The organism is uncultured Campylobacter sp. (genome assembly GCF_938045595.1).
GTDB lineage: Bacteria > Campylobacterota > Campylobacteria > Campylobacterales > Campylobacteraceae > Campylobacter_B.
Genome location: NZ_CALIBB010000172.1, coordinates 17,622 through 28,566, shown reverse-complemented (window position 1 = coordinate 28,566; position 10,945 = coordinate 17,622). Strand labels below are relative to the sequence as shown.

Here is a 10,945-nt window from a genome sequence, read left to right as displayed (position 1 = left end):
TTTTTCTAAAAGATAAAAACCAAAGAGGCGTTTATAAAATTTCAATCTAAATTTTCCGCGCCATAATAAGCCGAACATCTGTCGTAAAGCGGCTTTAAGCAAGGCGTCAAAATTTTAAAATTCCGTCAAATTTAAACCCGCATTTGCAGGCTAAAATTTTACGGAAAATTCTTATCCTTGCTGTGGCACAGCTCGTTTAAAAAGCACTCCTTGCAGTTCGGCTTTATCGCTTTACAGGTGTAGCGGCCGAAAAGCACCATGCCTTGGTGCAGTTTGCCAAGATCCGTCTTAAAAGCCTCGCTCAGATCGCGCTCTGTAAGCTCGGGCGTCTTTGCACGGCTCAGCCCCAGGCGATGCGCGACGCGAAAGACGTGCGTATCCACCGCCATCACGTTTGCGCCCGCACCCTCTAAAAGCACGACGTGAGCGGTCTTTTGCCCCACGCCCGCAAGAGATTTTAGCCCCGCTTCATCAAGCGGCACGACGCCGTCAAAGTCGCGAACTACCGCCTGCGCCATTTTGATTAAATTTACCGCTTTGTTGTTGTAGAAATTGCACGAGCTAATTAGCAGCTTTACGCTTGCCAGATTAGCCTTTGCGAGCTCTGCAACGCTAGGGAATTCCGCAAAAAAGCGCGGCGTGATTAAATTTACTCGCTTGTCGGTACACTGCGCGCTAAGCATCACGCAGACCAAAAGCTGATAGTTGTCTTTAAATTTCAACTCACTGCGCTCTTCCGCGAAGTTTTGCAGAATTCTCTTTTTTATCTCTAAAATATCTTTTTTACTTCTCATTTGCATTTCCTCAAGGCGGAATTCTACCCTAAAATTCTAAAGTACAGTTTGATTGTTAACAACTTTGAGTTATAATCGCCGTTAAAATTTTTTTAAGGAATTGTGATGAAAAAAGTTTTATTTACAGCACTTAGTTTGGCTGCTGCTATCAGCCTCAACGCTACCGTTTACGCTACCGTCAATGGCAAAGACGTAACCGAAAAAGAGCTTGCTCCGCTACTTCAAGGCATAGGCAATGTAGATATCGCCGCTCTTAACGCGGATCAAAAGAAGGAGCTTATCGATAAAGGCATCGATCTGATGCTGCTAACGGATGAAGCTAAAAAATCGGGCGTTATGGACGAAGATGTTTATAAAAAAGAGCTTGAAATCGTAAAAGATAACTTAGCGCTTCGTGTATGGCAGGCTAAAGAAGCCAGCAAAATAAATATTGATGATAAAGAAATAGCTGATTTTTATAACAAAAACAAAGCGCGCTTTACCGAGCCTGCGAGAATCAAAGCGGCTCAGATCGTCGTTAAAACCGAAGCTGAGGCAAACGATATTATTAAGCAGTTAAAAGGGCTTAGCGACAGTGCACTATTTACTAAATTTGCAGAGCTTGCCAAAGCTAAATCTATCGATCCGCAGGCTAAACAAACCGGCGGCGAGCTAGGCTGGATGCCTAGCGATCAGGTCAAGCCTTTTGCCGATGCGATCTCTAAGATAAAAGATGGTCAAATCACTACTAAAGCGATTAGAAGCAGAGTCGGATATCACGTCGTGTTAAAAGAGGAGTCTCAAGCTAAAAAGCAGTTAAGTCAAAGCGAGGCAAAGCCTTTTATTGAGCGCGTGCTTAGACAGCAAAAAGCGGCAAAAGTAGTCGAGCAAAAAGCGGCAGATCTTCACAAAAACGCTAAAATCGAGTATAAATAATATAGGAGCTAAAAATGGGCGTTTTAGATATAGTAAAACCGGGCGTTTTAAGCGGCGATGACGTAAGTAAGGTCTATGCGTATGCGAAGCAGCAGGGCTTTGCGATCCCTGCGGTAAACGTAGTGGGGAGCAACTCCATAAACGCCGTCTTGGAAAGCGCTAAAATCGCAAATTCGCCCGTAATAATTCAGTTTAGCAACGGCGGCGCGGCGTTTTACGCAGGCGCTACTTGCCCTAATGCCGCAGTTTTAGGCGCTATCGCAGGCGCGCATCAAGTGCATGCTTTGGCGGCTCATTACGGCGTTGCGGTGATTTTACATACCGATCATGCCGCAAGGAAGCTGCTCCCGTGGATCGACGAGCTTATCAAAGCTAATACCACTCATAAAAAAGCTCACGGCGTGCCGCTTTTTAGCTCGCACATGCTCGATCTTAGCGAGGATGATTTGGAGTTAAATTTAGCGACCTGCGAGAAGTATTTGGAAATTTTAAGCGATCTTGGAATTTCGCTTGAGATCGAGCTTGGCGTTACAGGCGGCGAAGAGGATGGCGTCGATAATACCGGCGTCGATAACGCGCGGCTTTACACCCAGCCCGCAGATGTCGCACTCGCCTACGAGCGACTTGGCAAAATCAGCGATAGATTTAGCATCGCAGCAAGCTTTGGCAACGTGCACGGCGTGTATAAGCCGGGTAATGTCGTGCTGAGACCTGAAATTCTAAAAAATTCGCAAAAATTCGTCCGCGAAAAATTTAATCTGCAATCCGAAAAGCCTGTAAATTTCGTCTTTCACGGCGGCAGTGGCAGCGAGACCTCCGATATCAAGGCGGCCGTGAGCTACGGCGTCGTTAAGATGAATATCGACACTGACACGCAGTGGGCGTTTTGGGACGGCGTGCGCGCTTATGAGGCCAAAAATCACGGCTATTTGCAGGCTCAAATTGGCAATCCGGAAGGTGAGGATAAACCGAATAAAAAATTCTACGATCCTCGCAAGTGGCTGAGGGCAGGCGAGCAGAGTATGGTGGCGCGCTTGCAGGTCGCATTTGACAATCTAAATTGCCTAAATAGGAACTAATATGGATCGCCCAAATAACGAAGTGCTCGATATCACGCTACCTGAGGCGAAGGAGCGCTCGTTAGCGGGCGTTTTTTTTAAGATCGCAGCTCTGCCGATTGCGGTTTTTGTGGTGTTTTTGCTGGGCTATTTGGGGCTTATCGGGCTGAAGGTAGAAACGCACTCGATCCTGATGCTTGCGGTTTTGCTCATTATTGCACTAATTTTAGCTCGTCATAATGCAGAATATGGCTGCTTAAATTTTCAAAATAATATCGATGACTTCAAGCGCGAGCTGAAAAATTACATCGTCGCCAATCTCTTAAGTATTGGCGGTAAGAAAAAATCCGATGCTAGCTTTGATCTTTTTGTGGACGAATACGGCTACTCGCTGCGTAATCAAAACTACGCTTCCGTCGCGTCGGCAGTCTTTCCGATGCTTGGAATTTTAGGAACTTTCATCTCGATTGCGATTTCGATGCCACACTTTTCCTCAAGCAATATCGATGGGCTAGAAACCGAGATCGCGCAGCTTCTAGGCGGCGTAGGTACAGCATTTTACGTCTCGATCTATGGAATCTTTTTGGCGCTTTGGTGGATATATTTTGAGAAAAAGGGCATCAGCAAATATGAGCGCCTGCTCATCAAATACAAAAATTCCACTAAAAATTTCTTCTGGAACAAAGACGAGATCACGCAGGGCTATCTGAGCGAAATTTTAAACGCTAATTCTGAAATTTCGCGCTCATTTGCGATGATGAGCTCTACGAATTTTACCGAAAGGCTAAACCGCCTAATCGATGAAAAAATCGGCGCTTTTGAAAGCGTGATGGAAGCTGAGAAGCGAAGTATGGCGATTACACAAGAAGAGCTTGAAAAAGCAGGCGAGATGATCCAAAGGACAAATCTCGCTCACGGCGAGTTAGATAAGAGCTTCGCTCAAATTTTATCTGCGCTCAAGTCCGTGTCTGCAAGCCTAATCGAAATTCAAAACGGAATTTCCGCGCAGTATCTAAGCCAGTCTAAAACTTTAACGGACGGGCAAGGCGAGCTGGCTAACATTACGAGTGCATTAAGCGCTCAAATCAAGAGCCTAAATGCCTCCTTGGGCGGGTTTGCGGGCGAAATTTCAAGTTCGCAGAATGCTTACGCCGCTAAAATTGACGCTAGCTTTAGGGGGCTAAGCGCGGATTTGAAGGCACTTTTAGCTGGAGAGGACACTGCGCGAACGAGCAACGAAAGCATCATCGAAGAGCTTCGCAAAACGCTTGCGAGCATCGATGAAAAAGCACTTTTAGATGAAAACGAATAACGAAGAAAAAGAGACCTTTTGGATTGCGTACGCCGATTTGATGGCGGGACTGCTTTTTGTTTTCGTGCTTTTAGTAGGCGGCATCATCGTCAAATACTTCCTCACGCAAAGCAACCTGCAGGAGAAAGAAAGTCAAATTTCAAGCGCGCTAGCAAGCCTGCAAAGTCAGGAGAAAAAAAGCGCCGAGCTTGAAGCGCTGAATAAAATTTTTAGCGATCAGCTCGAGAAGCTAAACATCGAAAACACCGACCTTCGCAAGCAAAATTCCATCTATTTCATACAGATCGAAGATCTAACCGAGATGGCTGAGAAGCTGAAAAAAGAGAATTTAGACATCAACTCGCTTCTGCAAAAAGCGCGCGACGACGCCAACGCTACGATCAGCCAAAACGAACTTAAAATCGCCTTTTTGCTCGATCAGCTCACGAAGAAGGAGAGCGATTTTAATAAAATTTTACAAGACCTCAACGTCACGAAAAACCGCATCCGCAACCTAACCGGAATGAAGGTTAAGATCATCGCCGATCTGAAGGAGAAGCTGGGCGGCAAGATCCGCATCGATAACGAAAGCGGCGCGATGACGCTAAGCTCGTCGATCCTTTTTGACAAAGGCTCAAGCGAGCTGAAAGAGGGCGCCAAAGAGACGCTCCGCTCGACGCTGCAGAGCTATTTCGCCGCGCTTTTGAATAACGACGAAATTCGCGAAAATTTAGATCAGATCATCATCGAGGGGCACACGGACAGCGACGGCGGGTATTTGTACAACCTCGAGCTCTCGCAAAACAGGGCGTTTGCGGTGATGGATTTCATCAACTCGTGGAATAAAGATGAGCGGTTGCAAAAATATCTCATCGCTAGCGGTCGTAGCTACACGCAGCCCGTGATGCGCAGAGGCGTCGAGGACAAGGACGCTAGCCGCCGCATCGAGATAAAATTTACCCTTTCAAACAAAGAGGCGATGGAGGAGATCAGGAAATTTTTGCAGTTCGACGCGAACGCTACGAATTAGTAGTTCGTTCGAAATTTTAACCTGCAAAAAGAGAGCTTAAAATTTTAAAATTCTTAACTAATTCGCGACTTGCTTGAAATTTCAGCGGCGACGGAACGCATCCTTTTATTTTGACGCGAATGTCGTCGTAATTTGGCGGCTCACTAAATTTTATACACCGCTTACGCAGCATCTGCCGCGGCGGGAATGGGTTTAAATTTTAAGTCCGCGCATTTTGCGCGCTTTTAGTACCGCCGCGCGGATAATATGGTTTAAATTTAGACCTTTAAATTTAAGCCGCAAATTTAAGCAGGCTCAAGAGCGACTTAAAATTTATATAGGTTAAAAACCTTGCTCGTTTAGTTTTTTATAGGTGTAGCAACTGCGCTTAATCCCTAGATCGCAGGCTTTACCATAGTATTTTTTCGCCATACTCTTATCTTTTTTTACCCCTTTGCCGGATTCATATAAATATCCAAGATTATTGCACCCTTCGGCAATTTCTAAATCACAAGCCTTGGAAAATAATTTATTTGCTATTTGGTAATCTTGTTTTACACCTTTTCCTTGTTCATATAAAGCTCCTAAGTTGACACATCCTAGTCCATCTCCAAGATTGCAAGCTTTAGAATACAGGTCTTTTGCTTTTTCAAAGTCTTGTTTTACACCTTTACCAGACTCATATAGAACCCCGAGACTATTGCAACCTTCACCGACATCCAAATCGCAAGCTTTAGAATATAGCTCATTTGCTTTGTTATAGTTTTGCTCTATGACTTCCCCTTGTTCATATAAAACTCCTAGATCACTACATCCTAGCCCGTTCCCCAAATTGCAAGCTTTGGAATATAGTTCGTTCGCTTTCTTATAGTCCCGCTTTACACCTTCGCTGGAACTATACAAAACTCCTAGATTATAGCATCCTGTGTTATGCCCCAAATCGCAAGCTCTAGAATATAAATTTATTGCTTTTTCAAAGTCTTGTTCTATGCCTTCGCCTGAGGCATACCAAAACCCTAGAGCATAGCATCCTATGCTATATCCTAAATCACAAGTCCTAGAAAACAATTCATTTGCTTTCTTATAGTCCTGCTTTGTATGATTGCCTAAATAGTATGAAGCTCCAAGATTGTAACATCCTTCGGTAACTTCTAAATCGCAGGCCTTAGAATAGAATTGATTTGCTTTTTGGTAGTCTTGCTTTACGCTGCCATCTCCTTTTTCGTATAAAACTCCAAGATTATGACAGCTTTCGCCATGTTTTAAATCGCAAGCTTTAGAATATAGCTCGCTCGCTTTTTTATAATCCTGCTTTACGCCTTCGCCCGAGGCATATAAAAGCCCGAGATTGTAGCATCCGTCACCTTCTTGCAAATCGCAAGCTTTGGAAAGCATTTCGGTTACTTTTTTGTAATCTTGCTTTACTCCTTTGCCTGAGTAGTATAAAACACCCAGATTGCCGCAAGCTATGCTATTTTTTAAGTCGCAGGCCTTAGAATATAGTTCGGTCGCTTTTTTATAATCTTGTTCTGCGCCCTTGCCGTATTCGTATGACGCCCCTAAGGTGGTGCAACCCCAGCCGTCGCCCAAATTACAGGCTTTAGAATTTAGCTCTTTTGCTTTCTCATAATCCTGCTTCACACCATCCCCTGAATAGTATGCCATGGCGAGATTTACGCATGCTAAGGTGTTGTTATTATCGCATTTGCTTCGCAACTTGCTTATACCGGGATCCTCTTGTTCCGTTGATGACAAAGCTGTGGCTTCTGCTAGCGATAAAGTCGCCGTAGCGATCAGCGCTAAAAATATCTTTTTCATACATCGCTCCGTCTGAAATTTCGGCTATTTTATTTCATTTTCGCTTAATCTTTTGAAAATCGGCGAGCTGTAAATTTACATCGCCGCGAGCTTAAAGGCGAAATTTAGCAAAAAGCGTTAAAATTCCAAGCATTACAAGGAGCAAAAATGAAAATTTTAAAAAGTACGAAGGCAAATTTCAAAGAGGAGTTTGCAAGGCTGGTGCGCCGCGGCGAGACGGATATGAGATCGGTAATGCCCGTCGTAAGCGGCATCATCGAAGATATCAGAGCGCGCGGCGATGAGGCGCTAGCTGAACAGATAGAGAAATTTGACAGATGGCGCGTACAGGGCGATTTGGCTATCACACAAGAGCAAATGAGTCTCGCGTATGAAGGCTTAACCGCAGAGCTAAAAAACGCGCTTCAGATCGCATACGAGCGCATCTACGCTTATCATGAAAAACAGCTTGAGAGGAGCTGGTTTAGCTTCGATCCAAGCGGCGCGATGCTCGGGCAAAAGATCACGCCCGTGGATCGCGCGGGGCTGTATATCCCGGGTGGCAAGGCGGCGTATCCGAGCTCACTTCTGATGAACGCGATCCCCGCAATCGTCGCGGGCGTGGAGGATATCAGCGTCTGCACTCCCGCCGTGGGCGGCGTCGTAAACGAGCTACTGCTTGCGGCGATGCATGTGCTGGGGATCAAAAAGGCCTACAAGGTGGGCGGCGCCAGCGCGATCGCGGCGATGGCATACGGCACGCGCACGATCGGCAAGGTCGACGTTATCACGGGCCCTGGGAATATCTTCGTAGCGACTGCTAAAAAGCTCGTGTTCGGCGACGTAAATATCGATATGATCGCGGGCCCTAGCGAAGTGGGCATCATCGCAAACGCCGCGGCAAATCCGCGCAACATCGCCGTGGATCTACTCAGCCAAGCCGAGCACGACGAGATCGCGAGCAGCTTTTTGATAAGCGACGATGAAAAATTCGCTCTTGCCGTCGCAGAGCACATCGAGCGCGAGTTGCCTACACTCGCGCGTGAACCGATTGCTCGCGCCAGCATCCAAAACAAGGGCGCAATCATCATCGCGCGCGATATGAACGAGTGCGTAGAGTTGATGAACGAGCTTGCGGTCGAGCACCTCGAGATCGCGACCGAGAACGCCTACGAGCTGCTTCCGCGCATACGCCACGCAGGCGCGATATTTTTGGGCCACTACACGCCCGAAGCGATGGGCGATTACCTCGCAGGTCCCAACCACACGCTGCCGACCGGCGGAAGCGCGCGATTTTTCTCGCCTCTGGGGGTTTATAACTTCATCAAACGAAGCTCGATCATAGCGCTAAATAAGCGCGCCATAGACGAGCTCGGAGGCGCGTGCATGGCGCTAGCGGATGCCGAGGGGCTCGGCGCGCACAAAAAATCGGTGCAGATTAGATTTGAAGAGAAGTGATTTTGCGGCGGTAACGAAATTACGAAATGAAATTTTAAAAAAGCGGCTCAGGGCTTAAATTTACCCGCATATGGCTTAAGGCGGTTTGCGCATACAGCTTAAAAATTGCGAAGCGAAATTTTAAAAAGCACCGGCGGCAGTTGCGAAACCGAGAGTCGAAATTTTAAAATTTAAGAACGAGTTAAATTTTAAAAAATGTAAGCGTCGCGGCGAGAGTGAAATTTTAAAATTTCAAAAGCGCTATAAATTTAAAAAAACAGCCGTATTTGATTAAAATTTAAGGCAAATTTACTAAGCGAAATGATATACTTTCGCTGATTTTTTACAAGGAGAGAAAAATGAAAAAATCACTTTTAGTTTTGGCTAGTTTTGGCTTTGCGCTAAGTCTTAGCGCCGCAGATCTTTCAGATAGCTGCAAAGAGTATTTCGCAGATCTTGATAAGATGGTTGATACCTACAAACAAGCGGGTCAAGAGCAGCAGGTCAAGATGTATGAGGATCAAAAAAAGCAGTCTATGGATCAGATCAGCGCACTTCCTAAGGAGCAGCAAGAGGCCACTTGCAAACAAGCTAAAGAGATATTTAAGCAGATGATGGATCAGATGAAACAACAAGGCGCTATGAAATAAATACCTTCGCGGGCACGATGATGCCTTCTTCAGTCGCGGCGATGTGATATCGTCGCGATTAATTCTTTTTAAACTCACACTTTTATTTTTAAAATTTTAAAATTTTAAAATTTGGATGTTTTATCCTCGTTGCTTTCAGGGCTTGCTAAGAATTTCAGATTTGATATTTAGCTTATTGCAGGAAGTCAAAACCAATAAAGCGCTCGTCGTCGTTAAAATGCTCCGCAAGGCGACGCATCTTAGTGGGGCGCTGCGGAGTACCAAAGATTTACGAGCCGTTTTGGCGCGGCTCGAAACAGCGCCTCATCAATATGACGAATGCAGGCTCGGTTTGAGGCGTCATTTTATCGCGATTTGAAATAGCTGGGCTCATAGATAGAGCAAATTCGCGTCTCAGTTTGCGGCTCTGCTTATGAATTTACGGCTTTACGACCAAAAACATCTCGCAAGATCGCCTTGGATTTTAATCCTTAGTAACGATCGTGCCGTTTTGTATTTCGTGCACGCAGACATTTCTGTGCAGCTCTTTATCGCTATCTAAAGTATAGTAGTACGTTGTTACTGTGCAGCGTAAATCGGCGTCGATGACGAACTCCTGCTTGGCGCGCATCGGCGGCTTGCTTTTACCGCAGTGCACGTAATCGGCGTAAATTTCGCGACAATCGCTTATGCGAAATGCGTCGTTTAAAAGGCACATAAAAACATATTCGTGCCCGTGCTTGCTATCTTGAAAATCCCTCAGATAAAGCCTTAGCAGAATTGTTTTGGCGCTCTTTTTTGGCAAACGACAAGCCCTTATGTCTTTGATCCTCTCCCAATACGCGCTTAGATTGTCGATTAAAAAATTCTCCTTTGCGAACGAAAACAGCTCATTTTTATCAAGTAAATTTTTATCGATAGCCGCTAAGGGCGAAATTTCTCCCGGATAGCGTATCGGCAGTTGCGCGATCGGCAGATCGTCGTAAATATCTTTCATACTCTGATAAATCTCCGGTCGCGGCGCATCGTCTCCCTTAGCCGCGGCATTTTCCATGCCGCATAGCGCAAGTAGGCACAGCAAAAATATCCACACCTTCTTCATAGCATTCCCCCTTGTTTCGGTCGTGATCCCTTTTCTCCTAATCATACTGAAAATTTTAAAGCCTTATTAATATGAAGAAAAAAGATCAAAAATCAAAGCGTCGCTTTTACAGCCATCCTTAGCCATCTTTTTCTATTTTGCCCTTGCTTTTGGGTTAATTTAATCCGAATCTTCCTCTTAGGTGAAACGGACGATGCGCGGCTATTCGCCGTCCTGCGCCTCTTCGGTGAAGCTAACGATGCGCGGAGCTGCGATGCGCGCGTAATCCTGCGCGTTTAGGATGATCGAGTGATCGAGCAGGCCCGCGTTGAAAGCTATCTCTTCAAAGCGTCCGAACAGCGACGGATCAGCGATTAGCAGCAGTTTGTCGTGGAAGCTAAACGGCGGCACCGAGCCGATGACGCAGTCCGTGAGATCGCCCACTTCATCGGGGCTTACGAGCGACGCTTTTGTGCCGCCGAGCCCCTGCGCCAAGCGCTTTAGATCGGTTTTATGATCGGCTGCGAAGACCGCTAGGACGTAGATCCTGCCGTTTCTGCCCGCGGGTTTGTCGCTAGGAAGCTTCAGCTGCTGCGGCACGTTTGCGCAAATTTGATCGGCGGTTAAAGTTAAATTTCCTGCGCAGGCGCCGTTTTCGCAGCCTTGAGCGCTCGCAGCGGCGGAAGCGTCGGGGTTTTGCGCGTCATAGACGTTTGCTAAATTTAAATTTTGCGCGAAAGAAATTTGCCCGTCCTTAAAGCCCTTGATCGTGCAAACCAGCGCCTTTGCGCCCTGTCCTAGCTGCGTGCCGCGGATTTTGGCGACTTCAGCGGATGTGCCCGCGCTTTCGTGAGCTACGACGCGGAAGCGCGCCCCCTGCTGCGTCAAAAGCTCTTTTAGGCTTTCAAAAATTCTCTCTGACATGCTCTCTCCT

At 46.3% G+C, this 10,945-nt stretch carries 10 protein-coding genes; 6 read left to right on the top strand and 4 right to left on the bottom strand.

Features of this window, described 5'->3' with window-relative positions; translation table 11 throughout:
• Window positions 1–158: 158 nt before the first annotated feature.
• The gene (gene nth, locus Q0340_RS07030) at window positions 159–794 is read right to left on the bottom strand and encodes an endonuclease III (protein ID WP_298082719.1); all 636 of its coding nucleotides are present in this window, start codon (window positions 792–794) and stop codon (window positions 159–161) included.
• 105 nt (window positions 795–899) lie between these two features.
• On the opposite strand from nth, the gene Q0340_RS07025 reads away from it, so the two are divergent.
• Genes Q0340_RS07025 through Q0340_RS07010 form a run of 4 tightly spaced genes read left to right on the top strand, consistent with a single transcriptional unit; the run spans window position 900 to window position 5,088 of the window.
• Window positions 900–1,709 carry a peptidyl-prolyl cis-trans isomerase gene (locus Q0340_RS07025; protein ID WP_291936539.1) on the top strand — a complete coding sequence of 270 codons (810 nt, stop codon included), beginning with the start codon at window positions 900–902 and terminating at the stop codon, window positions 1,707–1,709.
• A gap of 14 nt (window positions 1,710–1,723) precedes the next feature.
• Complete coding sequence (gene fbaA, locus Q0340_RS07020) at window positions 1,724–2,788, top strand: class II fructose-bisphosphate aldolase (protein ID WP_298082718.1); 1,065 nt, start codon at window positions 1,724–1,726, stop codon at window positions 2,786–2,788.
• Between the two features lies 1 nt (window position 2,789).
• Window positions 2,790–4,079 carry a MotA/TolQ/ExbB proton channel family protein gene (locus Q0340_RS07015; RefSeq protein WP_298082717.1) on the top strand — a complete coding sequence of 430 codons (1,290 nt, stop codon included), beginning with the start codon at window positions 2,790–2,792 and terminating at the stop codon, window positions 4,077–4,079.
• Window positions 4,066–5,088 carry an OmpA family protein gene (locus Q0340_RS07010; RefSeq protein ID WP_298042535.1) on the top strand — a complete coding sequence of 341 codons (1,023 nt, stop codon included), beginning with the start codon at window positions 4,066–4,068 and terminating at the stop codon, window positions 5,086–5,088. Before Q0340_RS07015 ends, Q0340_RS07010 begins: the two co-directional genes overlap by 14 nt.
• A gap of 321 nt (window positions 5,089–5,409) precedes the next feature.
• Here Q0340_RS07010 and Q0340_RS07005 read toward each other — a convergent pair whose 3' ends face one another.
• Complete coding sequence (locus Q0340_RS07005) at window positions 5,410–6,885, bottom strand: SEL1-like repeat protein (protein WP_298082716.1); 1,476 nt, start codon at window positions 6,883–6,885, stop codon at window positions 5,410–5,412.
• A gap of 147 nt (window positions 6,886–7,032) precedes the next feature.
• Here Q0340_RS07005 and hisD point away from each other — a divergent pair, with 147 nt between their 5' ends.
• Window positions 7,033–8,322, top strand: coding sequence for a histidinol dehydrogenase (gene hisD / locus Q0340_RS07000; protein ID WP_298082715.1), 1,290 nt, complete (start codon window positions 7,033–7,035; stop codon window positions 8,320–8,322).
• A 338-nt stretch (window positions 8,323–8,660) separates the two neighbouring features.
• Window positions 8,661–8,951: a DUF5339 domain-containing protein gene (locus Q0340_RS06995; protein ID WP_291936556.1), complete on the top strand. Its 291-nt coding sequence runs from the start codon at window positions 8,661–8,663 to the stop codon at window positions 8,949–8,951.
• A 463-nt stretch (window positions 8,952–9,414) separates the two neighbouring features.
• Here Q0340_RS06995 and Q0340_RS06990 read toward each other — a convergent pair whose 3' ends face one another.
• Together Q0340_RS06990 and Q0340_RS06985 are read right to left on the bottom strand one after the other, a co-directional pair.
• The gene (locus Q0340_RS06990) at window positions 9,415–10,032 is read right to left on the bottom strand and encodes a hypothetical protein (protein ID WP_298082714.1); all 618 of its coding nucleotides are present in this window, start codon (window positions 10,030–10,032) and stop codon (window positions 9,415–9,417) included.
• A 201-nt stretch (window positions 10,033–10,233) separates the two neighbouring features.
• The gene (locus Q0340_RS06985; protein WP_298082713.1) at window positions 10,234–10,935 is read right to left on the bottom strand and encodes a YbaK/EbsC family protein; all 702 of its coding nucleotides are present in this window, start codon (window positions 10,933–10,935) and stop codon (window positions 10,234–10,236) included.
• Window positions 10,936–10,945 lie beyond the last annotated feature (10 nt).

What these genes read in the sequence shown, in the direction of transcription:
- fbaA (WP_298082718.1), top strand. Translation starts at nt 1,724, where the DNA reads ATGGGCGTTTTAGATATAGTAAAACCGGGCGTTTTAAGCGGCGATGAC.
- Q0340_RS06990 (WP_298082714.1), bottom strand. Translation starts at nt 10,032, where the DNA reads ATGAAGAAGGTGTGGATATTTTTGCTGTGCCTACTTGCGCTATGCGGC.
- nth (WP_298082719.1), bottom strand. Translation starts at nt 794, where the DNA reads ATGAGAAGTAAAAAAGATATTTTAGAGATAAAAAAGAGAATTCTGCAA.
- Q0340_RS06995 (WP_291936556.1), top strand. Translation starts at nt 8,661, where the DNA reads ATGAAAAAATCACTTTTAGTTTTGGCTAGTTTTGGCTTTGCGCTAAGT.
- Q0340_RS07025 (WP_291936539.1), top strand. Translation starts at nt 900, where the DNA reads ATGAAAAAAGTTTTATTTACAGCACTTAGTTTGGCTGCTGCTATCAGC.
- hisD (WP_298082715.1), top strand. Translation starts at nt 7,033, where the DNA reads ATGAAAATTTTAAAAAGTACGAAGGCAAATTTCAAAGAGGAGTTTGCA.
- Q0340_RS07010 (WP_298042535.1), top strand. Translation starts at nt 4,066, where the DNA reads ATGAAAACGAATAACGAAGAAAAAGAGACCTTTTGGATTGCGTACGCC.
- Q0340_RS06985 (WP_298082713.1), bottom strand. Translation starts at nt 10,935, where the DNA reads ATGTCAGAGAGAATTTTTGAAAGCCTAAAAGAGCTTTTGACGCAGCAG.
- Q0340_RS07005 (WP_298082716.1), bottom strand. Translation starts at nt 6,885, where the DNA reads ATGAAAAAGATATTTTTAGCGCTGATCGCTACGGCGACTTTATCGCTA.
- Q0340_RS07015 (WP_298082717.1), top strand. Translation starts at nt 2,790, where the DNA reads ATGGATCGCCCAAATAACGAAGTGCTCGATATCACGCTACCTGAGGCG.